We start from the raw sequence: 23,213 nt of genomic DNA, 5'->3' as shown, positions 1-23,213 counted from the left end.
CGAACTCGATTGGCACCATCATCTTTTCAAAAGATGGCTCCATTCATGGAACCAATCGCCACTATAACCGTAAGCATTGCAGCCACCTCAACGGAGACCTTCCCATGTCCAGCGCCGCCACCAACGACACCACCAGAGCCTCGTCCGTCAACCAGCAACTCCAGAGCCGGCGCACCGCCGCCATGCCGCGCGGCGTGGGCGTGATGTGCGGCTTCCACGCCGTGCAGGCCGACAACGCCTTGCTGACCGATGCCGAGGGCCGCCAGTACATCGACTTCGCGGCCGGCATTGCCGTGCTCAACACGGGCCACCGCCATCCGCGCGTGGTGCAGGTCGTGCAGCGCCAGCTGGAGTGCTTCACGCACACGGCCTTCCAGATCGTTCCCTATGAAAGCGCGATTGCGCTGGCCGAGCGCATCAATGCACTGGCGCCCATCGACGGCCCGGCCAAGACCGCCTTCTTCACCACGGGCGCCGAGGCGGTGGAAAACGCCGTCAAGATCGCCCGCCATGCCACGGGCCGCTCGGCCGTGATCGCCTTCCAGGGCGCCTTCCACGGCCGCACCCAGCTGGGCATGGCGCTGACGGGCAAGGTGGCGCCCTACAAGCAGGGCTTCGGCCCCATGCCGGGCGAAGTCTTCCACGCGCCCTTTCCCAGCGATGTGCAGGGCATCAGCGTGCAGCAGTCGCTGGACGCCATTGCCATGCTGCTCAAGACCTCGGTGGACCCGCAGCGCGTGGCAGCCATCATCGTGGAGCCCGTACAGGGCGAAGGCGGCTTCAACCCCGTGCCTGCCGCGCTGTTCACGGGCCTGCGCCAGCTGTGCGACCAGCACGGCATGCTGCTGATCGCCGACGAGGTGCAGACCGGCTTTGCACGCACGGGCAAGCTGTTTGCCATGGAGCACTACAGCGTGCGGCCCGACCTGATCACCATGGCCAAGAGCCTGGGCGGCGGCCTGCCGATCTCGGGCGTGGTCGGCCGCGCGGCCATCATGGACGCACCCCATCCCGGCGGCCTGGGCGGCACCTACGCCGCCAACCCGCTGGCCGTGGCCTCTGCCCATGCCGTGCTCGATGTGATCGATGAAGAGCGCCTGTGCGAGCGGGCCCTGGCACTGGGCAGCCAGCTGCGCTCGCGCCTGCAGGCATTGCAGACGCAGGATGCCGGCATCGCCGAAGTGCGCGGCCTGGGCTCGATGCTGGCCGTGGAATTCCACATTCCCGGCAGCGGTGCGCCGGACGCGCAGCGCGTGGCCGCCATCGTCCAGCGTGCGCAGCAGCAAGGCCTGCTGCTGCTGACCTGCGGCCTGTACGGCAACGCCATCCGCTTCCTCTATCCGCTGACGATTCCAGAGCCGCTGTTCGGCAAGGCGCTGGACATCATCGCCAACGCCATCACCCAGACCGCGCCCCAGCCGGTCGCGGCCTGAATCCATTCCACAGCCTGAGCCTTCCCGCACCATGAGTCTTTCACTGCAACGCCCCGATCTTTTCCGCCAGGCCTGCCTGCTTGCCCAGGGCTGGCACCCCGTGGGCTCCGGCCCCGCCATCGATGTCTTCAATCCCGCCACCGGCGAACGCCTGGGCCAGGTACCCGCCCTGCAGGCCGGCGAGGCCGAGGCCGCCATTGCCGCCGCACAGCGCGCCCTGCCCGCCTGGGCCGCGCTGACGGGCAAGCAGCGCGCCGGCATCCTGCGCCGCTGGTTCGACCTGATGCTGGCGCACCAGGACGATCTGGCGCGGCTGATGACGCTGGAGCAGGGCAAGCCCCTGGCCGAGGCGCGCGGCGAGATCGCCTATGCGGCCTCCTTCATCGAATGGTTTGCCGAGGAAGGCAAGCGCGTGGACGGCGAGCTGCTGCAGTCGCCCAACGCAGGCCAGCAGCTGCTCACGCTGCGCGAGCCCATTGGCGTGTGCGCCGCCATCACGCCCTGGAATTTCCCGGCCGCCATGATCACGCGCAAGGCCGGCCCGGCGCTGGCCGCCGGCTGCGCCATGCTGGTCAAGCCGGCCGAAAGCACGCCCTTCACGGCCCTGGCCCTGGCCGTGCTGGCCGAGGAGGCCGGCATTCCCGCCGGCGTCTTCCAGGTGCTGACCGGCCATCCGCAGGACATCGGCAAGGCGCTGACGCAAAGCCCCGTGGTGCGCAAGCTCAGCTTCACGGGCTCCACGGCCACCGGGCGGCTGCTGATGCGCCAGTGCAGCGACACGGTCAAGAAGCTGTCGCTGGAGCTGGGCGGCAATGCACCGTTGATCGTGTTTGACGATGCCGACATCGACCAGGCCGTGGCCGGCATCGTGGCCTCCAAGTTCCGCAACGCGGGCCAGACCTGCGTGTGCGCCAACCGCATCTATGTGCAGGACGGCATCCACGACGAACTGGCCCGCCGCCTGGCCCGTGCCATGGCGGGCTTCAAGGTCGGCAATGGGCTGGAGCCCGGCGTGACCCATGGCCCGCTGATCAACGAGGCGGCCGTGCAGAAGGTGGAAAGCCATGTGGCCGATGCGCTGTCCAAGGGCGCGCGCCTGCTGGCGGGCGGCAGGCGCCCGGTGCCGGGCCAGCTGTTCTTCGAGCCCACGCTGCTGGTCGATGTGAACGACAGCATGCAAGTCTGCGAGGAAGAGACCTTCGGCCCGCTGGCGCCGCTGTTCCGCTTCCATGACGAGGACGAGGTGGTGCGCCGCGCCAACGACACCATCTACGGCCTGGCCGCCTATCTGTTCACCAACGACAACCGCCGCATCTGGCGCGTGTCGCGCGCGCTGGAGTACGGCATGGTGGGCATCAACACCGGCCTGATCTCCAACGAGGTCGCGCCCTTCGGCGGCGTCAAGCAGTCCGGCCTGGGCCGCGAGGGCTCGCGCCACGGCATCGAGGAATACCTGGAGACCAAGTACCTGTGCCTGCAGACGGCATGAGGGCTGCCTGACGTCCGCAATGGCACCCGGCAGGGAAGACGGCATGGGCCTTCGACGGCAGCCTGGCTAGACTGGGCGCCATCAAAGGCCCATCCGATCTGCACCATGGACGCTTCTTCCGCCCGCCTCCCCTCTCCTTCCGAACCGCTGCGCATCGCCGTCATGGGCGCAGGCGCCGTGGGCTGCTATTTCGGCGCACTGCTGGCGCGCGCCGGCCACCAGGTCACGCTGATCGGCCGCCCCGCCCATGTGCAGGCCGTGCAGCAGCATGGCCTGCGGCTGGAGACGGCGGCACTGGACATCCAGGTGCCCATGCAGGCATCGACCGAGGCCAGCGCCGTGCGCGAGGCCGATGTGGTGATGTTCTGCGTCAAGTCCACGGCCACCGAGGAAGCGGCCCGCGAGATGCAGCCGCACCTGGCGCCGGGCACCCTGGTGCTGACCATGCAAAACGGCGTGGACAACGACGAGCGCGTGCGCGCCGTGCTGGGCCCGTCCGTGGCCGTGGCCGCCGCCGTGGTCTACGTGGCCACGGCCATGGCCGGCCCCGGCCATGTGCGCCATTTCGGCCGCGGCGAGCTGGTCATTGCGCCGTCCACACTCAGTGAACAGGTGGCCCTGCAGTTTGGCAAGGCAGGCATTGCCGTGCAGGTATCGCCCGACGTGCGCGGCGCGCTGTGGGCCAAGCTGGTGATCAACTGCGCCTACAACGCGCTGTCGGCGCTGTGCCAGCTGCCCTACGGCCCGCTGGTGCAGTCGCCCGGCGTGACGGACGTGGTGGACGACGTGGTGGCCGAATGCCTGGCCGTGGCCAGGGCCGACGGCGTGGCCCTGCCCGGCGACGTGCCCGCTGCCGTGCGCGGCCTGCCGGCCACCATGCCGGGCCAGTTCTCATCCACCGCCCAGGACCTGGCGCTGGGCAAGCCCAGCGAAATCGATCACCTCAACGGCTACGTGGTGCGGCGCGGCGAGGCCCTGGGCGTGCCCGTGCCGCTGAACCGCACGCTGCAGGTGCTGGTCAGGCTGGCCCCTTCACGCGTGCAGGCCAGCCAGGCGCCCCTGAACCCGCCTCAGAACTCGTAGTTGGCAGACACCCACAGGCGGCGGCCTTCCTGGTTGTTCGCGTAGCGGTTGCCAAAGATCACGGTGCCCTGGACCTGGCCCGGTACGTTGTAGGGCTGGTAGTCCACGAAATCCTTGTTGAACAGGTTGTAGATGGCCGCGTTGATGGTGAACTGCTTGCTCACGCGGTAGCTGCCGCCCAGGTGGAACTGGGTATAGGCCTTGTAGTTGCCCAGCGCGGCCTTGGCGGCCTGGGAGCTGGCGCTGGTGCCGGGGTCACGGTAGCGCTCGCTGCGGTACTCGGCGCGCAGCCACAGGTTCCACTGGGCACCCGGCTCCCAGTTCAGGCGGGCGTTGAGCGCGTGCCTGGGTGTGTCGCTCAGTGGGTTGCCACGGTTGGGGCCGCTCTTTTGCTCGCTCTTGGTGAAGGTGTAGTTGGCGCTGGCGTTCCAGCCGCGCGCCAGCGGCATGCGCGCACTCAGCTCCAAGCCGCGCGTGACGGCCTCGTCCACGTTGATGGACTGGCCGAAGGCATCCACCAGCGGCCAGTCGCCGAAGCTCACGCAGCCGGGGCGGTTGGGCGCTGCCGCAAAGTCGCAGTTGATCAGGCCCGGGCCGCTGGTGATCTTGTCCTTGAACTCGTTGTTGAACACCGTGGCGCTGCCCGCAAAGCCCGTGGGGCTGTCGAAATAGACGCCCAGTTCGGTGGTGCGGCTGGTTTCGGGCTTGAGGTTGGGGCTGCCCACCAGCGGCAGGCGGCCCTGCTGGCCGAAGCCGTTGATGCCGGGCGCCAGCTGCTCCACGCGCGGCGTCTTGTAGCCGTTGCTGACGCCGCCCTTCACGGTCCACTGCGGCGCGGCATTCCACACGCCGTAGATGCGCGGGCTGAGCTTGCCGCCGAAGAGGCTGTGGCGGTCATAGCGCGCGCCCATGGTGAGCTTGAAGGCGTCGGTCAGGCTCCATTCGTCCTCGGCAAACAGGGCCTTCTGCGTGAAGGCGAACTTGTTCGGCGCCACGCCGTCCTTCATCTCGGCATCCCACCACTGGCCGCCCAGCGTGGTCAGGTGGGCACCCCAGGGCAGGACCAGCTTGCTGTCCAGCACCTTGCTTTCCACCTCCAGCGTGCGCGCGGCACCTGGCGTCGCGCCCGGGGTTCCCCGGGGAATGGTCCGGCCGATGGTCTCGGTCCGGTTGACCATGAAGCTGGTGTCCCAGGTTCCGAAGCCGTAGCGACCGGTATGGGCCAGCGTGAGCTGGTCACGGTTGTATTTCTGCTCGGGGCTGTAGCCTCCCGTGCCCAGCGTGCCCAACTGGCCCTGCGAGTTGTCATAGGTCTGGCGGCCCGAGTCCAGGTCCAGCGTGATGTCGTGGTACCTGTTGGGCGTGAGCGCCAGGCGCAGGCCCAGGTTGTTGATCTCGGACTTGACGGGGTTGCCGCCCATGATGGGAACGGCTGGCTGGCCGTTGGCGCCCGCATAGGTGATATCCGAAGCGGCCCGGCGCTGGGTGCTGCCGCGGATCGACAGGCCCAGCAGGTCCTCCTTGATGGGGCCGCTCAGGTAGAACTTGCCGGACTTGATATCACCGAACTCCGACTCTTGCTGCAGCGTGTAGTCGGCGCTGACGCTGCCCGTCCAGGTCTTGCCGACCTTGCGCGTGATGATGTTGATCACGCCGCCCATGGCGTCGGAGCCGTAGAGCGTGGACATGGGGCCGCGGATGACCTCGATGCGCTCGATGGCGCCGATGGGCGGCATGAAGCTGGTCTGCGTCTCGCCAAAGCCGTTGGGCGTGACATTGCCGGCCGAATTCTGGCGGCGCCCGTCGATCAGCACCAGCGTGTAGTCGCTGGGCATGCCACGGATGCTGATGTTCAGGCCGCCGGTCTTGCCCGCGGGGGCGCCTACGTCGATGCCTTCCACGCTCTCCAGCGCGTCGGTCAGGCTGCCGAAGCGGCCCTTGGCCAGTTCCTCGCGCGGGATGACGGTGATGGAGGCCGGCGCCTCCTTGATGTCCTGCTCGAAGCCCGAGGCAGAGACCACGACTTCGCGCAACTCGGTGGTGGCAGCCGCATTGCTTTGCGATGGGGTCTGTGCCGATGCGGCACCCGAAGCACAGATGGCGGCCACCAGGAGGGCCAGAGGGGAAGGACGCGACGGAAGAACGCCGCGCAGATCGCGATACGACATGCAAACACTCCAGAAACGGAAAACGGGCTGTGAGGCCCGTGCAACTCGCTTTGAAATCTTTGGTTATGCGATGGGATGGGGATATGTAACGAAATTATATGAACATTGAGAATCATTTCCATTCTCATGATCACAATAGGATTTATCTGTCGCACGGATGCTACGTTCCTAGGAGCAGAAAGCGCTGACGGCACAAATGCTTGCGCTGGCGCAAGCTGCTCTCACCACCTCAATACACGTCACGCCGGTAGCAGCCGCTGCGCACCAGCTGGTCCATTTGCGCCTCACCCAACACGGCGTGCAACGCCTGGTCCACGCCCTGGGCCATACCCTGCAGGCTGCCGCACACATAGATGGCGGCGCCCTGCGCCACCCATTGGCGCAGCACATCGCCGGACTGCGCCAGCAGGTCCTGCACATAGGCGCGCGGCGCGCCTTCGCTGCGATCGCGCGAGAAAGCCAGGTCCAGGCGCTGCAGCACGCCGCCCTCGCACCAGGCCTGAAGCTCGTCGCCATAGAGCCGGTCATGCGCGGTATTGCGCTCGCCGAACAGCAGCCAGTTGGGCCCCAGGCCTGCTGCGGCACGCGCACGCAGGTGGCTGCGCAGGCCGGCCAGACCCGTGCCGTTGCCGATCAGCACCAGCGGGCGCTGCAGGTTGTCTTCCAGCCGGAAATTGCGGTGCGCACGCAGCCGCAGGGTGATGGCTGCCCCCAGGGGCGCGCCCTGCGTGAGCCAGCCCGAGGCCAGGCCCGGCGAGCCGTCCTCGCGCCGCGCCTGGCGCACCAGCAGGTGCACGCAGCCGTCCTGGGCGATGGAGGCGATGGAGTACTCGCGCGGATGCTGCGGGTCCGCAGGAATGCAGACCTGCGCCAGGTCGCCGGACTCCCACAGCGCGGCCTCCGTTGCAGGGGGCTGCAGCTCGATGTGGAACACCGGCTCGCCTGCGCTGCCCGGGTTCATATGCCGGCGCGCGGCCAGCGTCCATTCGCTGAATACCGGCATCTCCCACGCAGGCATGTCGCCCAGGCTGCTGATCTGGGTCAGCTGGTGCTGCCAGGCAGTCAGCGCCTGGGGCGCGCCGTTGTCCATTTCGATGCGCTCGAACCAGGGGCTGGCGCCTGCGGCGCGCAGCCAGCCGTCCAGCGCGCGGCCAAAGCCGCAGAACTGCGCGTACTGCCGGTCGCCCAGCGCCAGCAGGCCGTATTGCAGTTGGGACAGGTCCTGCGCCTGCGCCATGGAGTGCGCCAGGAACAGGGCTGCGTTGTCGGGCGGATCGCCCTCGCCATAGGTGCTGGCGATGAACAGCGCCCTTTGGGTCTGCGCCAGCAGCTTCACATCAACAGCATCGAGGGCGCACAGATGCACGCTCTCACCGGCCGTATGCAGCAGCCGCGCAGTCTCGCGTGCCAGCTCCTCTGCCTGGCCCGTCTGGCTGGCATAGGCCACAAGCAGGGGGAGCGCGCCCTCGCGCGCCGAGGCCAGCGCCGCGGCTTCGTGCTGCGCCCGCGCGCGCTGGCGGCGCTCGCGCCACCAGATGGCGGCGCACATGGCCACATACAGCAGTACCAGGACAGCGGCTGCGAGTATGCGCAGCCAGGATTCGGACAGGGACATGGCGTGACCGGAAAATCTACACGGCGCAGAAAAGGTTAGGGGCGCTCACGGCGCCAGCGCGGCAAGCGCCGTGGTCATCGCCATGGCAGGGCCCTGCGCCGTGCGCTCGCACAGCAGTGCGGCCACGCCGTGCTGCTCGGCAAAGTCCAGGCCCGCACGCGGCCCCAGCACGGTGAGCACGGTGGCCAGGGCGTCGGCCTGCATGCATTCGGCATGCAGAACGGTGACGCTGGTCAGGCCGTGCGCCACGGGCTCGCCGCTGCGCGGATCGATGGTGTGGGAGTAGCGGCGCCCGCCCTGCTCGAAGGCATGCCAGTGGTCGCCCGAGGTGGCGATGGCCATGTCGCGCAACGGCAGCGCCAGCGGCGTGGACTGGTCCGCCATGCTGGCCACGGCCACGCGCCAGGGCTGGTTGCCAGGGCGCTGACCGCAGGCCCGCAGCTCGCCTCCCACCTCGACGAGGAAATCGGTATGGCCCAGCGCCTGCAGGCGCTCGGTGACCAGGTCCACCGAATAGCCTTTGGCAATGCCGCTGAAGTCCACATGCACGGCGCCGGGCTGCAGCGCGCGCCGGCCCTCCAGGTCCAGCACGATGCGCTGGTAGCCCACGCGCTCGCGCACCCGCCGCAGTGCATCGGCATCGGGGATGCCGGCGCCCTGCGCCTTTTCCGCACGCGGGCCGAAGCCCCACAGCTCGACCAGCGGCCCCACGGTGGGGTCCCAGGCGCCGCCACTGGCCTGCGCCCAATCGAATGCACAGGTCAGCACGGTGAAGAATTCGGCAGGCAGCACATGCCAGCTGCCCGCCTCTGCGCGGTTGAAGCGCGAGATGTCGGAATCAGCCTCCCAGTTGCTCATCTGGCGCACGACCAGGGCCAGCGCAGCCTCTATGGCCTGGCGCGCCTCATCGAGCGGGCGGAAACCCGGGTTGTGCAGGCGAACGCTCCAGGTCGTGCCCATGGCCTCGCCGGTGAGTGTTTGCAGCGCGGCGGGGTCTGCCCGCCGCACGGCCTGCGGCGCGTAGCCGGAGACGGCAAAGGACGCCGCGCCCGTGGGCACAGGCGCGGCAAGGCCCCGGCCTGCGCTGCCCTGCAAAAGGGCCGGCGCGAAGCTCACGCGCACGGGCGCAGGCGCGGGCGGGGCCCCAGGTGGGGACGCAAGGCTCAGGGCAGCACCTCGAACGTGCCCACATAGGACAGGCGGCGCTCCTTGGCCTGGGGCAGCGAGGTCTTGTTGTCCTGGGCGTCGGCATCCACCCAGTACATGCCGGCGGTGGGCCAGGTCACGCTGAACTCGCCCTTGGCGTCGGTCGTGGCCTTGATCTCGCCCTTGTTGTCGCGGTAGCGCGTGGCGCCGGGCACCAGCACGACTTCCAGGTTGGCGGCGGGCTTGCCGTCCACATGGAAGGCGAAGGTGGCCTTCTCGCCCTTGACCAGGTCGTTGGGATGGGTCACGGGCACCAGCTCCAGCCCCTTGCCCGAAGGCTTGACGGCGCTGGGCTTGCCCACGGTCACGAAGGTCTCGATGCGGCCCACGGACTGGGTCACCTTCAGGTCCTGCGCGTCGGCGGGCACATCGGCGGCGAACTTCTCGGGCGAGCCGCGCCAGCGGCGGTTCTGGCCCGTGGCCTTGTCCTTCCAGGAGGCGAACAGGCCGTCGTTGACGATGGCCAGGCGGTAGGTCCCGCTTTGCTGCAGGTCCAGGTCGAACACGCTGCGCAGCTTGCCGCGATGGGCATTCTGCGGCGCGACGGCCGAGCCGTCCGGTGCCGAGACAACGAGGTTGTCCAGGCCCAGCGGCACGTGGTTGAAGAAGAACAGGTCGTTGGAGACGGCGGCATCCACCGTGATCCATTCGGCCTTGGACAGCACCGTGGTCGAGGGCAGCAGCCACAGGTTGTGGGCCTGGGCGGACTGGAAGGCGCCGCAGGCAATGGCGAGGCTGGCCGCCAGACGGATGGCAAAGCGGGTCTTGGACTTCATGAAGATTCTCCTTGGTTCGTGGATGGGGCTGGCACATGGGTGCCCCGCAAGATGCGTGGCCCGCCCACATGCAGGGCCCAGTTCAGGGATGCCGGGCAAGGGCCTGGCCGGCCGCGCCGCCCCGCAGCAATGGCGTCACCCGCCTCGTGAGGGGGAAGACGCGCAAGGCCTCAGGGGGTTTCAATTTCAAGGCTTGAGCTCGACGCTGATCTCGCCCAGCTCGCTGCTGCCCTTGGCGCTCAGTTGCTCGGCCTTGGCGGCAGGCCACTTGAAGGGCACGGTGACCACTTCGCGGCCGCCGACTTCGCGCGCGGCCTCGACCACGAGCTTGTACTCGCCGGGCGGCAGCTTGGCGAAGGGGTTGGCGCCTTCGGTGAAGCTCAGCTGGTGCTTGCCCACGGGACGCGTGGGGCTGGTCACGCCATCGATGGGCAGCGTCAGGTCGCGGCCCGTGCGGCGCCACCACTGGCGCATGTCCTTGAGCCACTTCGTGCCTTCGGCATTGCGCATCTTCACGTCGTACCAGACCGACAGCGTGGCGGCCACCGAGGCGTCGGCGCGCTCGATCCACACGGCCACATAGGGGCGGTGGTACTCGGCGACATCCAGGCGCGGGACCTCCACGCCCACGTTCAGGCCGGCGGCAAAGGCCGGGGCCGCGCCCAGGCAGGCGCCAAGCGCCATGGTGTAGCGCAGAGAGAAGTGCGGATTCATAGGCAAGGCTCTTTCGGTTCTCAGTGGATCAACAGGAGGGCCAGCAGCATGGGAATCACCAGCCCCATGCCGACCATGGGCCAGGTGAAGGGACGGTTGCCCGCGTGCATCTTCAGGATGAACAGCCCGGTGACGGTGAACACCAGGCAGGCTGCGGCAAAGATATCGATGAACCAGCTCCAGGCAGCGCCCGTGTTGCGGCCCTTGTGCAGGTCGTTCAGATAGGCGATCCAACCCCGGTCGGTGCGCTCGTATTCGGCCTCGCCATCGGCCAGTCCCACGCGCACCCAGGCATCGCCACCGGGGCGAGGCAGGGACACATACAGCTCGTCGGCCGTCCATTCGGCTTCGCGGCCCTCGGCTTCAAGCCCCCACTGGCCGCGCACCCAGTCCGCAAATGGCGCAGGCACGGGAGCACGGTCGCGCGACTGGCTGGCCTGCTGCCGGACCAGCTGCACGCGCAGCGCGTCCGGCAATGCCGCCTCGCCGCGCACGATGCGCGGCTTGGACTCGATCTGCCCCGCATGATTGAGCGTGAACCCCGTGACGGCGAACAGCAGCATGCCGATCAGGCACAGCGCAGAGCTGACCCAATGCCACTCGTGCAGTGTCTTGAGCCAGTAGGAACGGCGCCGAGGGTCCGGTTTGGGGGATGTCATCGCAACAGAGGCAGGCGGCAGCACCACGCGGCCACAACCATCACGGCGGCGGCCACGGGGAGCACAGGAAAGAAAAAGGCCGGGGGATTCTACCGCCCACGAATAAGAATTGATCGCATTTACACAAGCTTTACCGGCTTAATCGACATCTGTGTCACGGCGCTCCATCTCCGCTCCTTGCCCCCGGAGCGCGCATGCCCCCACGCATCCCGGGACAGCGATGCACCGTCGGTGGGCCCTCGCCTGAAGCATCTGGCACCCATGCCGCCAGACAGCCTGCGTTATGTCAACTAGCTGACGCACATGCTTACATAATCTGCTTTTCTGATTCATTTGCGCCCACAATGGCGCGCGAACCCGATTGGAGACTGCATGCGCCTTCCGAGCTTTTCGCAAACCACTGCCAACGCCGCCCCCTCCGGTGACGGCACGCGCCAGAACCGCCGCCAGCTGCTGGCACAGGGCGCAGCCCTGGCCATGCTGTGCTCCCCGCTGGCCCATGCCGCGCCGCCCACTGCAACGCCTGCGGCCCATGCGCCGCGCGCTGCCGCCGGGGGCCAGCGCGTGGCCGCCAGCCTGCGCATCGTCATTCCGGCCAATGCCGGGGGCGGCTGGGACCAGACCGGCCGCGCACTGGGCGCGGCCCTGGTGGCCTGCGGCGCGGCAGATCGCGTGGAGTATGAAAACCTGGGCGGCAAGGGCGGCACCATCGGCCTGGCACAGTTTGTCGAACGCCATGGCCAGGACCCCGATGCGCTGCTGATCGGCGGCATGGTCATGGTCGGTGCCGTGGCGCTGCAAAAGCCGGCCGTGAACATGTCGCACGTGCAGCCGATTGCCCGCCTGACCAGCGACTATCTGGTAGTGGCCGTGCCTGCCGACTCCCCCATCCGCAATGCCAAGGACCTGGTCGCCGCGCTGCGCAGCGATCTGGCCCACCAGTCGTTTGCGGGCGGCTCGGCCGGCGGCGTGGACCACATGTTTGCCGGCCTGCTCACGCGCGCCGCCAAGGCGGCGCCCGAGCAACTGGTCTACAAGCCCTTTCCGGGCGGCGCCCAGGTGGTGGAGGCCTTGCTCAAGGGCGATGCGCGCATGGGTGTGTCCGGCTACAGCGAGTTCAGCGAAGCCCTGGCCAGCGGCAGGCTGCGCGCCATTGGCGTGTCTTCGCGCCGCAGCCTGTTCGGCCTGCCCTCGTTCCGCGAACAGGGACTGGATGCCGACATGGCCAACTGGCGCGCCGTCTTCACGGGCAAGCAGGTCAGCGCCGCACGCGCCCAGGCCCTGCTGGGCGCCGTGGAGCAGGCGACCCAGCACGAAAGCTGGCAGCGCGCCCTGCGGCAGAACCGCTGGGAGCCTTCGTGGCAGGCAGGCCGCGATTTCAGCGGCTTTCTGGAGCTGGAGCACACCACGGCCAGCGTCATGACCTATCTGCTCAAACTCAAGAGCTGAGAAACCGAAGTCCAGCGGGCAGGTTGCGTGGCGGGCCTGCAACACTGGTTCGGAGATTCGCGTATTCCTCTAGCGAAGCGCATTGCCGCTGTGGGTTTTGAGCTACCAAACTTGTAGCAGAATGGATCCAGAGCTATAGTTCCCCGGGACTTGGCTCGGCGCGCGTCCCACCCGGATGCCCCCGCCGGCTCACACACACCATTGCGCAAGGAGAAGCGTCATGAGCTCCAAGGAAAACGCCGCCATCAACCAGCTGTTCGAGAAACTCGAATGCCGCTACGCGTTGCGCGTGCTGTGGGCTTTGCGTGACGGCCATCCTCAGACCTTTCGACTGCTGCAAGACAGCGTGGGCGGCATCACGCCCAACACGCTGAACACCCGCATCAAGGAACTGCGCGAATGCGGGCTGCTGGAGCATGGCTCCGACGGCTATACCGTGACGCTGGCCGGCCAGGACCTGCTCAAGCGCCTGTCCGATGTGCAGGCATTCGCCAACCGCTGGGTGGCCGCGCGCGCCAAGAAGTGATTCTTGCGGCCAGGCCCTTCGCCCTCTTGCCGCCGGACAGTCTTTTTCCCCCACCGTTTCTCTCTCAAGGAATACCACCATGGCTTTCACCACCACCGCATCCGGCCTGCAGTATGAAGACACCGTCGTGGGTGACGGCGCCGAGGCCCAGCGCGGCCGCAGCGTGACCGTGCACTACACGGGCTGGCTCTACAACAACGGCGTGCAAGGCGCGAAGTTCGACTCCAGCAAGGACCGCAACGATCCCTTCGTCTTCCCCCTGGGCGGCGGCATGGTGATCAAGGGCTGGGACGAAGGCGTGCAAGGCATGAAGGTGGGCGGCCAGCGCACCCTGATCATCCCGGCCGAACTGGGCTACGGCGCACGCGGCGCTGGCGGCGTGATCCCGCCCAACGCCACGCTGAAGTTCGACGTGGAGCTGCTGGCCGTCTGAGCCTGCACCCGCTGGCCCACGCAAGGGCAAGGCGCGAAGGCGCCTTGCCTTTTTTCATTTGCGGACCGTCCCAAGAGCCCCCAGGAGCATCGGACCTTGCGCGGCAAGGACAGCGTGGGGGCGGCTTCTCGCTCAGGGGGCTTTGCCGAACAGCGCCTCGTGCAGCGGCACATAGCTGGCGGGACTGGCAGCCTCGCGCAGGCGCGGGGCCAGCGCCACGAGCTGGTCGTAGCCCATGGCCGCCTCGACGGCCAGGTTGAGCCGGAATCCCTTGAGCCCCATATTGGCCGTGATGGCCACCGCCAGCGGATAGGCGTTGCGGTAGCGCACGGCCAGCGAAGGCTCGGATGGCGCAGACGCATCGCCGGCAGGCTGGGCCGGCGATGCGGCGGCAGCAGTGACGGCAGGCGCCGCAACGGCCACCACGCCCAGCCGGGGTTCGGCTGCATCGCGGGGCGCCAGCCATTCGCGCTCCACCAGCGCCAGGATTTCGTCCTGGGTCACGCCCATGCCGGCAACGGCCTGCAGCACCTGCGCCACGCTGCGTTGGCCGTCAAACAGCAAAAAGGCCGAGCGCAGCCGGGGAGAGAGATCGGCATGGCGTTCCTTGAATGCCTGTTGGCCGGCGGACGTTTTCACAAGATGCATGGCGGACGCAATTTTCTGCAGGGGATCGGATCGGACACGGCTCGCAGCGTGTCATGAGCCTCCGGCTCCCAAAAGCGGGTTTTCCAGCACGCGCGGGCTTCAGTTGGGCCGGGACTGATCCAGATCTGCCATCAAGACAAAAATTGGCAATTTCGTTGGCAATTTCGTTGGCAATTTCGTCGGCCCATGGAGCCCATGCCGCGTCAGGCCACGCGCCCTGGCACGGAGCGCGCCGCAGCGCGCCGGCGCGGGTCCAGGCAGCTGACCAGCCAGGTCACCAGCAGGCCCGCCGGCACGCCGAAGACACCCGAGGAAATCGGCTGTATGCCCCACCACAGGCGGGCATGCAGCGCCTCGGGCAACACAGGCTGCAGCGCGGGCACGTGCGAGACCATGTAGTAGACGGTGATGCCCAGGCCGGCCAGCATGCCGGCCACCGCCCCGCGACGCGTGGTGCCGCGCCAGAAGATGCCCAGCACCATGGCCGGAACAAAGGCCGATGCCGCCAGCGAGAACGAGGCCGTGACCATGGGAAGGATGTCCGAGGAACGGCGCGAGGCCACGAAGGCGGCCGACAGCGCCACCACCAGCAGCGCGAACTTGGACAGGATCACGCGCTGCTCGGGCGAGGCGCGGCGCCGCCGCGCGCGAAAGTACAAGTCGCGCACCAGCGCATTGCTGATGGTCAGCAGCAGGCCATCGGCCGTGGACAGCGCGGCGGCCAGGCCGCCCGCCGCGACCAGGCCCGAGACCACGTAGGGCATGCCACCCAGCTCGGGCGTGGCCAGCATGATGAGGTCGGCGCCCATGCGGATCTCGCCGAACTGCAGGACACCGTCGCCATTGACGTCTTCCACGGCCAGCAACGAGGCATCGACCCGGGCCCACTGCGCCATCCAGGTGGGCAATTCGTCGAAGCGTATGCCCACCAGGTTGTTCATGACCTCGAACTTGACCAGCACGGCCAGGGCCGGCGCGCTCATGTACAGCACGCCGATGAAGAACAGCGTCCAGCCCACCGAGGCCCGCGCCCCCGACACCGAGGGCGCCGTGTAGTAGCGCGTGAGCAAATGCGGCAGGCCTGCCGTGCCGGCCATGAGACAGAACATCAGTGCCAGGAAGTTGCGCCGGCTGTCCTCGTAGACCTGACGCTCCTCGGCCGATCCATCGGGGTTGCCGGCAAAGGGCAGGCTGTGCAGCGGAATGCCGCCCAGCGGCTTCTCGCGCTCGCGCATCTCCTGCAGCTGGCGTGTCCACAGGGCGCGCGCAGTCGCTTCGTCGCGCGGCATGGCGGCCAGTTCGCGGCTGGCCGCCATGATGGCGCCAATGTCGCCGCTGCGCGTGCGCAGATCGCGTATGCGCTCGGACAGCTGCTGGCGCTCGGCGGCCAGCACGCGCGGCACGTCCTTGAGCTTGTCCTCCAGCACCTCGGCGCGCAGGCGGTAGGCGGCGACCACTTCCTGTTCGGCCGGCGAGTCCAGCAGGCGCTGCTCCATCTCCGCGATCTGGCCGAGCTGGGCCGTATAGGCCAGCGGCGCCACGGGATTGCCCATCTGCCGGTAGGCCAGCCAGGACACGGGGATCAGAAAGGCCAGCAGGATGACCACGTACTGCGCGACCTGGGTCCAGGTGATGGCACGCATGCCGCCCAGGAAGGAGCACAGCAGCACGCCGCCCAGGCCCAGCATGATGCCGATCTCGAACTGCACGCCCGTCAGCCGCGAGGCAATGAGCCCCACGCCGTAGATCTGGGCCACCACGTAGGTGAACGAGCAGGTCACGGCAGCCAGCGCCGCGATCACGCGCGGCCAGCGCCCGCCGTAGCGCTGCTGGAAGAAGTCGGGAATGGTGTAGAGCTTCATCGCCCGCAGGTGCGGCGCGATCAGCATGGCGACCAGGCAAAAGCCGCCCGTCCAGCCCAGCAGGTAGGCCAGTCCGCCGGCCTGCCCCGGCACGCCGGCAAAGCCCTGCAGGTACAGCGCCCCCGACAGGCTGATGAAGGACGCCGCGCTGACCCAGTCCGCCGCTGCCGCCATGCCGTTGTAGAAGGGCGGGATGCGCCGGCCCGCGACGTAGTACTCCTCGGGATCGCTGGTGCGCAGGTACACGCCGATGGCCGCGTAGACCATGACGGTGAAGAACAGGAAGATGGGGCCTATCCAGTGGCGCGACAGGCCTTGCTGCTCGGCCCAGAACATGAGGGCCAGAAAGCCGAGCACGCCCAGCGTGTACAGGGCCACGATGCGGTGCAGCCGCCAGCGGGAGGCGGCCGTCAGCAGCGAGCGCTCAGCCATGGCCGGGAGGCGACGGCGGGGCGGCGGGTTCAGACGGGGCAGCGGCCCGGGCCTCGCGGCGCTCGAAATGGTCCATGGACAGACAATAGACGATGACGATGGCCAGGAACATCAGGACTGCCCCCTGGGCCGCGAACCAGTAGGCCAGCGGCCAGTCGGGGACCAGCGCCTGCAGGTCGCGTGCGTAGTAGCAGGCACCGAAGGAGACCGCGACCCAGACCGCGAGCAGCACGGCCTTGAGCCACAGATGGTGGATGTCGTGCAGGTCGGGGGCGAAGGTCTCGCCTTCGGACGGTCCCCCGACCGCGTCGTCATGCAAGTGCGCTTTCGGCGTATGCATGGCGACGCTGCCAGCCCTTACTGCGCCAGGCGCTGCCAGGTGGCGACCACGCTGTCGGGATTCAGCGAGATGGAGGCAATGCCTTCGTCAGCCAGCCATTGGGCGAAGTCCGGGTGGTCCGAAGGGCCCTGGCCGCAGATGCCCACGTACTTGCCCTGGTCCAGGCAGGCCTTGATGGCGCGCGACAGCATCTTGCGCACGGCCGGGTCGCGCTCGTCGAAGTCGGCGGCCAGCAGCTCCAGGCCGGAGTCGCGGTCCAGGCCCAGCGTGAGCTGGGTCAGGTCGTTGGAGCCGATGGAGAAGCCGTCGAAGAACTCGAGGAACTCGTCCGCCAGGATGGCGTTGGAGGGCACCTCGCACATCATGATGAGCTTGAGTTCGTTGTCGCCGCGCTTGAGGCCGTTGGCCGCCAGCAGCTGGGTGACGCGCTCGGCCTGCTTGAGCGTGCGCACGAAGGGAATCATGATCTGCACGTTGGTCAGGCCCATGTCCTCGCGCACGCGGCGCAGTGCCTCGCACTCCATGCGGAAGGCCTCGCCGAAGTCCTCGGAGATGTAGCGCGCGGCGCCACGGAAGCCCAGCATGGGGTTCTCTTCCTCGGGCTCGTAGCGGCTGCCGCCGATGAGCTTGCGGTACTCGTTGGACTTGAAGTCCGACATGCGCACGATGACGGGCTTGGGCCAGAAGGCGGCGGCAATCGTGGCCACGCCTTCGGCAACCTTGTCCACATAGAAGGCACGGGGCGAGGCATGGCCGCGGGCCACGGACTCGACGGCCTTCTTGAGGTCGGCATCGACGGCGGGGTAGTCCAGGATGGCCTTGGGGTGCACGCCGATGTTGTTGTTGATGATGAACTCCAGGCGGGCCAGGCCCACGCCCTCGTTGGGCAGCTGGGCGAAGTCGAAGGCCAGCTGGGGGTTGCCCACGTTCATCATGATCTTGGTCTTGATGGCGGGCATCTCGCCACGCTGCACTTCGGTGATCTCGGTCTCGATCAGGCCGTCGTAGATCTTGCCGGTATCGCCTTCGGCGCAGCTGACGGTGACCAGGGTGCCGTCCTTGAGCAGGTCGGTGGCGTTGCCGCAGCCGACCACGGCCGGAATGCCCAGTTCGCGCGCAATGATGGCCGCGTGGCAGGTACGGCCGCCACGGTTGGTGACGATGGCCGAGGCGCGCTTCATCACCGGCTCCCAGTTGGGATCGGTCATGTCGGTCACCAGCACGTCGCCGGGCTGGACCTGGTCCATGTTGGCGATGTCATTGACCAGGCGCACCGGGCCCGTGCCGATCTTCTGGCCAATGGCGCGGCCTTCGGCCAGCACATTGCCCGTGCCCTTGAGGGCGTAGCGCTGCTCGGCCTGGCCCTTGGCCTGGCTCTTCACGGTCTCGGGGCGGGCCTGCAGGATGTAGAGCTGGCCGTCCGTGCCGTCCTTGCCCCACTCGATGTCCATGGGGCGGCCATAGTGCTGCTCGATGACCAGGGCATAGTGGGCCAGCTGCTGCACGTCCTCGTCGGACAGCGAGTAGCGGTTGCGCAGCTCATGGGCCACGTCGGTGGTCTTGACAAGCTTGCCGCTGGCGGCCTTTTCCTCGGGCGAGGCAAAGACCATCTGGATCAGCTTGGAGCCCAGGTTGCGGCGGATCAGGGCCTTCTTGCCGGCCTTGAGCATGGGCTTGTGCACATAGAACTCGTCAGGATTGACGGCGCCCTGCACCACGGTCTCGCCCAGGCCGTAGCTGGAGGTGATGAAGACCACGTCCTCGAAGCCCGATTCGGTGTCGATGGTGAACATCACGCCGGCCGCGCCCAGGTCGGAGCGCACCATGCGCTGCACGCCGGCCGACAGGGCCACCACGTCGTGGGCAAAGCCCTTGTGCACGCGGTAGGAGATGGCGCGGTCGTTGTACAGCGAGGCGAACACTTCCTTCATCTTGTGCAGCACCGACTCGATGCCCACCACGTTCAGGAAGGTTTCCTGCTGGCCGGCGAACGAGGCGTCGGGCAGGTCTTCGGCCGTGGCCGAGGAACGCACGGCGAACGAGGCCGCCTCGTTGCCGCCCTGCAGGCGCACGAATTCCTCGCGGATGGCCTGCTCCAGATCGGCCGGGAAGGGCTGGTTCTCGACCAGGGCACGGATCTCGGCACCGACCTGGGCCAGGGCGCGGACATCTTCCACGTCCAGGGCGGCCAGCTTGGCACTGATCTTGTCGGCCAGGCCGTCGTGGGCCAGGAACTGGCGGAAGGCATGGGCCGTGGTGGCAAAGCCCGTGGGCACGCGCACGCCCTGCGGCAGCTGCGAGATCATTTCGCCGAGCGAGGCGTTCTTGCCGCCTACGGACTCGACATCGGTCATCCTCAGTTGTTCAAACGGAACGACGAGGGCGGTGGCCTCGAACAGTTGAGACATGGGAAAGCTCCAGAAGTTGAAAACCGTAGTGCGCCGCCCCGGCTGCCAAAGCCGGGCACGGTCGATCCACCCACGCAGGCGTGCGCGAGGCTTTGCTGTTCTGGTTGGAGGCCGGCAGCGAGCATGGATGGGAAATTGGGAATAATGGGCGCCATTGTAGGCGTTTGCCGTGAACCGACGGCAGCCCCCTGTCCAGAGCCCGACCACCATGCACACCCACACCATCTTCGTCATCTCCGATGGCACTGGCATTACAGCCGAGACCTTTGGCACGGCCATCATGGCCCAGTTCGACACCAAGTCGCGCCTGGTCCGCATCCCCTTCGTGGACACCATGGACAAGGTCCACCAGGCCGTGCGGCAGATCAACCATGTGGCCGAGTCGGAAAGCCACAAGCCCATCGTCTTCACCACCCTGGTCAACCAGGACATGCTCGACCTGATCGAGAGCCAATGCAAGGGCAAGGTATTCGACATGTTCGGCACCTTCGTGCGGCCGCTGGAGCTGGAGCTGGGCCAGAAGTCGCTGCACCGCGTGGGCCGCTTCGCCGACATCAGCGAAAGCAAGGAATACCTGGAGCGCATGGAGGCCATCAACTACACGCTGGCCCATGACGACGGCCAGACCCACCAGGACCTGACGGGCGCCGACGTGATCCTGGTGGGCGTCTCGCGCAGCGGCAAGACGCCCACCAGCCTGTACCTGGCCATGCAGTTCGGTCTCAAGGTGGCCAACTACCCGCTGATTCCCGAGGATTTCGAGCGCAAGCAGCTGCCGCCCGCCCTGGTGCCCTACCGCAAGAAGCTGTTCGGCCTGACCATCGACCCCCAGCGCCTGTCCAGCATCCGCAACGAGCGCCGGCCCGACTCCAAGTACGCCAGCCTTGCCAACTGCCGCTACGAGGTGGCCGAGGCCGAGTCCATGATGCGCCGCAGCGGCATCCAGTGGCTGTCCAGCACCACCAAGTCCATCGAGGAAATCGCCACCACGATCCTGCAGGAAGTCCTGCCCCAGCACCTGGGGCACTGAACCCGGTCTCAGGCCGAGGCGTTCCAGCGCAGCATGGGCTGCTGCGGCAGCGTCTCGACCAGGTAGTCCACCAGGGCACGCACCTTGGTCGGCACGTACTGGCGGTCGCGAAAGCAGGCGAAGAAATCCAGCGTGGTGTCCTCGAAATGCAGCTGCCCCTTGCGCGCCGGGCCCAGGGCCAGCGGCTGCAGCAGCCCTTCGCGCATGTACCGGTGGGCGATGAAGCTGCCGATCCAGACGATGCCGCCACCGGCCACGGCCATTTCGGTGAGTGCATCGACATCGCTGGCGATGGCGGTCACGCGCAGCTGCGGGTCCACGCGCTTGCCGTCGCGCGAAAACGGCCAGCGCATGAAGCGGCCATCGGCCTCGCGCCGGTACAGCAGGCAGGCATGGTCGAGCAGGTCCTGCGCGGTCTGCGGCCTGCCGTGGGCCTGCAGGTAGGCCGGCGAGGCGCACAGCACGCGCGGCACGGCCGCCAGCTGGCGCACGGCCATGCCGGGCTCCAGCACATCGCGGTAGCGCACGCTGATGTCCACGTCTTCCTTGAGCACATCCACCTGCCGGTCCACCACCAGCAACTCCAGCTCCAGCCGGGGATGCCGCGCGGCAAAGGCCGGCAGCAGCGGCGCCAGCACATGGCGGCCAAAGGCGGCCATGCAGGCGATGCGCAGCCGGCCCTGCAGTTCGCCATGCAGCTGCGACAGGTCGGACTGCGCTTTTTCCAGCTCCTGCAGCACAGGGCCCACGCGCGCCAGATAGCGCTCGCCGGCTTCGGTCAACGCCATGGAGCGCGTGGTGCGCGTGATCAGGCGCGTGCCCAGTTCGCGCTCCAGCCGGGCGATGTTCTGGCTGGCCGCTGCAGGAGAAATACCCAGCTGGCGCGCGGCCGAGGCGATGGAGCCGCCTTCCAGGGCTTTGACGAAGGTCTCGATGGAGCGCAGATTAGGCACAAAAACCTATGGATGAAAAATCAATTCATCAATATAGCTTACGAGTGCACCAAGCTGCAGCCCTCTACACGGCGGCCCGGGCCTTGCCTACAGTTGCGCACTTGCCGCGCCGAATCGACAAGCGGCCTGACCGGATACGCCTTCATGCCCGATACCTCTGCCTCCATAGCTCCCGCAACCCCTGCGGCGCCGCGCAGCCGCAAGCTGCACCGCCGCTTCGCGCCCATCGTCTTTGCCTTCTACATGTCGGCCATCATGGCGTTTCTGATGTGCTGCGCCATCGTCGGCGCCAACAGTGGCCTGGGCGCCGACTACCTGCGGCGCGTGATGCAGACCTATGTGCTGGCCATGCCCGTGGCCTTTGTCTGCGTGATGGTGGTGCGTCCGCTGGTGGGCAGGCTGGTGGCCGCCACCGTGCATCTCTGAGGCGGCCCGGCCGGCTCTTTCCAGGGCCCGGGCCGCTCAGGCCAGTGTCTGCACTGCCAAGCGCGGCAAGCCCGCCACCAGCTCGCGCCATCCCGGCAGTTCGGCCAGGCCCGGTTTGCGCTCGCCAAAGAACATGGCCATCAGATCGCCCTGCGCGTCGAAGGCCTCGACCGAGGTGACCACGCCATCGGCCGTGGGCTTTTGCACGGCCCAGACGCTGGCGATCATGTCGCAGCGCAGATGCAGGTTGAAGCCCGGGTCCAGCACATTGATCCATTGCGCGCCGCCGGGCGTGCCCATGGGCTGGATGTTGTGCACGGGGCCGGTATGGATCTGGATGCAGCCGCCGCTGTCCACGAAGACCATGATGGGCAGCCCGTCCACCGCCGCATCGCCCAGCAACTGGGCCACGGACTCGGGTGCCAGCCTCGCGCAATGGCCGGGGACCAGGCGGAAGGCTTGCTGGCGCTCCACGCCGAACCGGCGCAGCAGGTCGAAGAATTCATGCGTGTCCTGAAGGGCATCCCAGGCGGCGCTCAGGCCGTGCACGTCGATGACCTTGTCGGACTGCGGCAGCGCTCTGGGCCGGGCATGGCGAAACAGATAGCCCGCGCTGGGCTCGGCAAAGCGCCGTACCAGCGCATCCCACGCTGCCATGTCGGTGGACTCGCGCGCATGGACCTTGTGCACGGCGCGGCCGTGGGCATTGAAGAACTGCAGGCTGTGCGTGGCCGGCCTTCCAGCCTGGGCGGGCTGCTCGGTCACGGCATAGCCGGCATGCCATTGGGCAAAGAACAGGCGCAGGTCGATCTCGCGGCCCAGCGCCAATCCCACGCCACCGCTGGCCGAGAGCTTCTGGTACACGCCCGTCTTCTCATGCACCGTGGATTCATTGCGCGTGAGCGCCATCACGGTGCCGCAGTCCTGCAGCGCGCGCAGCACCTGCAGCCACTGCGCGCGCAGCGGCACGACCTGCAGGCCGCCGTCATGCAGGCCCGCGTGGGCGCCGATGGCGGCGCCTTCGGGCAGGCCCATGGATTCGGCGGCCTCCTTGGCACGCAGGCCGCTCTGGCGTGCCTGGGCAAAGCGCTGGCGCACGTCGGGCGCATTGACGGGAATCAGCAGGTCATCGCAGGCTGCGGCGGCGGTGGTGATCATTGCAGGGTCTCCAAAGGGGCATGCCAGAGCGCGTGGGCAACGGAGGGATGGCGGGTCTCGGCCGCCGCCTCGGCCCGGGGTGCGCGCTGCGCGGCGCTGGCCTCGGAGACCGCCTGCCAGCGCCGCTGCAGGCGTTGCAGCAAGGCCCGCATGTCCGGCGAAAAGCTGCTGTCGCCGGACAGGCCCTGCAGTTGATCGGCCACCTTGCCGGCAATGGCGGGCCGGTGGGCCTCGCAGCAACCGTGGCCGAAGCCGGTCATCAGCGCCAGCGTGGCGGCCAGCTGGGCCTCGCCTTCGGCCAGCAGGTATTCCTCGTCACGGGCAAGGCTTTCACTCTCGGTACGGTGCATGGGGCTCTCCTTGCGTTGCAAAACATCGTTGGGACACGGGTCGCGGCGCCTGGCC

General features: G+C 67.8%; 21 protein-coding genes. 8 read left to right on the top strand and 13 right to left on the bottom strand.

The features are described 5' to 3' along the window. Positions 1-104 precede the first annotated feature (104 nt). The 3 genes from gabT to ACF8ME_RS20995 all read left to right on the top strand — a co-directional run bounded on the left by gabT (position 105) and on the right by ACF8ME_RS20995 (position 4,005). Complete coding sequence (gene gabT, locus ACF8ME_RS21005) at positions 105-1,433, top strand: 4-aminobutyrate--2-oxoglutarate transaminase (RefSeq protein ID WP_392418069.1); 1,329 nt, start codon at positions 105-107, stop codon at positions 1,431-1,433. 31 nt (positions 1,434-1,464) lie between these two features. Continuing rightward, a complete protein-coding gene (locus ACF8ME_RS21000) occupies positions 1,465-2,922 on the top strand; it encodes an NAD-dependent succinate-semialdehyde dehydrogenase (protein ID WP_392418067.1) in 1,458 nt (485 codons plus the stop codon). A 105-nt stretch (positions 2,923-3,027) separates the two neighbouring features. Then, a complete protein-coding gene (locus ACF8ME_RS20995; RefSeq protein WP_392418065.1) occupies positions 3,028-4,005 on the top strand; it encodes a ketopantoate reductase family protein in 978 nt (325 codons plus the stop codon). On the opposite strand, the gene ACF8ME_RS20990 is transcribed toward ACF8ME_RS20995, so the two are convergent. From ACF8ME_RS20990 to ACF8ME_RS20965, 6 genes are all read right to left on the bottom strand, one after another. Beyond that, a complete protein-coding gene (locus ACF8ME_RS20990; RefSeq protein WP_289240924.1) occupies positions 3,993-6,173 on the bottom strand; it encodes a TonB-dependent receptor domain-containing protein in 2,181 nt (726 codons plus the stop codon). The genes ACF8ME_RS20995 and ACF8ME_RS20990 overlap by 13 nt on opposite strands. A 229-nt stretch (positions 6,174-6,402) precedes the next feature. Further along, on the bottom strand, positions 6,403-7,788 hold the full coding sequence (locus ACF8ME_RS20985; protein WP_392418063.1) for a sulfite reductase subunit alpha: 1,386 nt from the start codon (positions 7,786-7,788) through the stop codon (positions 6,403-6,405). 45 nt (positions 7,789-7,833) lie between these two features. Beyond that, entirely contained in the window at positions 7,834-8,910 is a 1,077-nt protein-coding gene (locus tag ACF8ME_RS20980; protein WP_392418061.1) for an FAD:protein FMN transferase, read from the bottom strand. A gap of 41 nt (positions 8,911-8,951) precedes the next feature. Continuing rightward, on the bottom strand, positions 8,952-9,770 hold the full coding sequence (locus ACF8ME_RS20975; protein WP_160851797.1) for a DUF4198 domain-containing protein: 819 nt from the start codon (positions 9,768-9,770) through the stop codon (positions 8,952-8,954). 186 nt (positions 9,771-9,956) lie between these two features. Beyond that, entirely contained in the window at positions 9,957-10,484 is a 528-nt protein-coding gene (locus ACF8ME_RS20970; protein ID WP_016447595.1) for a DUF2271 domain-containing protein, read from the bottom strand. Between the two features lie 20 nt (positions 10,485-10,504). After that, positions 10,505-11,143, bottom strand: a complete 639-nt coding sequence (locus tag ACF8ME_RS20965; protein ID WP_026062185.1) for a PepSY-associated TM helix domain-containing protein — start codon at positions 11,141-11,143, stop codon at positions 10,505-10,507. A 372-nt stretch (positions 11,144-11,515) separates the two neighbouring features. Between ACF8ME_RS20965 and ACF8ME_RS20960 the strand changes: the two genes are divergently transcribed. From ACF8ME_RS20960 to ACF8ME_RS20950, 3 genes are all read left to right on the top strand, one after another. Further along, positions 11,516-12,592, top strand: a complete 1,077-nt coding sequence (locus tag ACF8ME_RS20960; protein ID WP_016447597.1) for a tripartite tricarboxylate transporter substrate binding protein — start codon at positions 11,516-11,518, stop codon at positions 12,590-12,592. 220 nt (positions 12,593-12,812) lie between these two features. Continuing rightward, complete coding sequence (locus ACF8ME_RS20955) at positions 12,813-13,118, top strand: helix-turn-helix domain-containing protein (RefSeq protein WP_012206858.1); 306 nt, start codon at positions 12,813-12,815, stop codon at positions 13,116-13,118. 79 nt (positions 13,119-13,197) lie between these two features. Next, positions 13,198-13,551 carry an FKBP-type peptidyl-prolyl cis-trans isomerase gene (locus ACF8ME_RS20950; protein WP_012206859.1) on the top strand — a complete coding sequence of 118 codons (354 nt, stop codon included), beginning with the start codon at positions 13,198-13,200 and terminating at the stop codon, positions 13,549-13,551. Positions 13,552-13,683: 132 nt separating this feature from the next. Here the strand turns inward: ACF8ME_RS20950 and ACF8ME_RS20945 are convergent, their stop codons facing one another. The 4 genes from ACF8ME_RS20945 to ppsA all read right to left on the bottom strand — a co-directional run bounded on the left by ACF8ME_RS20945 (position 13,684) and on the right by ppsA (position 19,241). Further along, positions 13,684-14,199: a hypothetical protein gene (locus ACF8ME_RS20945; protein ID WP_016451268.1), complete on the bottom strand. Its 516-nt coding sequence runs from the start codon at positions 14,197-14,199 to the stop codon at positions 13,684-13,686. A 203-nt stretch (positions 14,200-14,402) separates the two neighbouring features. After that, positions 14,403-16,493, bottom strand: a complete 2,091-nt coding sequence (locus ACF8ME_RS20940) for a VC_2705 family sodium/solute symporter (RefSeq protein WP_016447599.1) — start codon at positions 16,491-16,493, stop codon at positions 14,403-14,405. Then, entirely contained in the window at positions 16,486-16,833 is a 348-nt protein-coding gene (locus ACF8ME_RS20935; RefSeq protein WP_392418059.1) for a DUF4212 domain-containing protein, read from the bottom strand. Before ACF8ME_RS20935 ends, ACF8ME_RS20940 begins: the two co-directional genes overlap by 8 nt. Positions 16,834-16,850: 17 nt before the next feature. Then, complete coding sequence (ppsA, locus tag ACF8ME_RS20930; RefSeq protein ID WP_034396373.1) at positions 16,851-19,241, bottom strand: phosphoenolpyruvate synthase; 2,391 nt, start codon at positions 19,239-19,241, stop codon at positions 16,851-16,853. Positions 19,242-19,449: 208 nt separating this feature from the next. On the opposite strand from ppsA, the gene ACF8ME_RS20925 reads away from it, so the two are divergent. Then, positions 19,450-20,271 carry a pyruvate, water dikinase regulatory protein gene (locus tag ACF8ME_RS20925; protein ID WP_016447602.1) on the top strand — a complete coding sequence of 274 codons (822 nt, stop codon included), beginning with the start codon at positions 19,450-19,452 and terminating at the stop codon, positions 20,269-20,271. Positions 20,272-20,279: 8 nt separating this feature from the next. On the opposite strand, the gene ACF8ME_RS20920 is transcribed toward ACF8ME_RS20925, so the two are convergent. After that, positions 20,280-21,224, bottom strand: a complete 945-nt coding sequence (locus ACF8ME_RS20920; protein WP_046986611.1) for a LysR family transcriptional regulator — start codon at positions 21,222-21,224, stop codon at positions 20,280-20,282. A gap of 144 nt (positions 21,225-21,368) precedes the next feature. On the opposite strand from ACF8ME_RS20920, the gene ACF8ME_RS20915 reads away from it, so the two are divergent. Then, positions 21,369-21,650: a DUF2798 domain-containing protein gene (locus ACF8ME_RS20915; RefSeq protein ID WP_016447604.1), complete on the top strand. Its 282-nt coding sequence runs from the start codon at positions 21,369-21,371 to the stop codon at positions 21,648-21,650. Between the two features lie 36 nt (positions 21,651-21,686). On the opposite strand, the gene ACF8ME_RS20910 is transcribed toward ACF8ME_RS20915, so the two are convergent. Beyond that, positions 21,687-22,808 carry a hemin-degrading factor gene (locus ACF8ME_RS20910; protein WP_017404638.1) on the bottom strand — a complete coding sequence of 374 codons (1,122 nt, stop codon included), beginning with the start codon at positions 22,806-22,808 and terminating at the stop codon, positions 21,687-21,689. After that, complete coding sequence (locus tag ACF8ME_RS20905; protein ID WP_016447606.1) at positions 22,805-23,158, bottom strand: hypothetical protein; 354 nt, start codon at positions 23,156-23,158, stop codon at positions 22,805-22,807. The genes ACF8ME_RS20910 and ACF8ME_RS20905 overlap by 4 nt, the downstream gene beginning before the upstream one ends. Positions 23,159-23,213: the final 55 nt, after the last annotated feature.

Source organism: Delftia sp. WSY_7 (assembly GCF_043104845.1).
In the GTDB taxonomy this organism is placed as follows: domain Bacteria; phylum Pseudomonadota; class Gammaproteobacteria; order Burkholderiales; family Burkholderiaceae_C; genus Comamonas; species Comamonas tsuruhatensis.
Note: the sequence above shows the minus strand (reverse complement) of the source record. Positions and strands in the feature narration are given on the sequence as shown.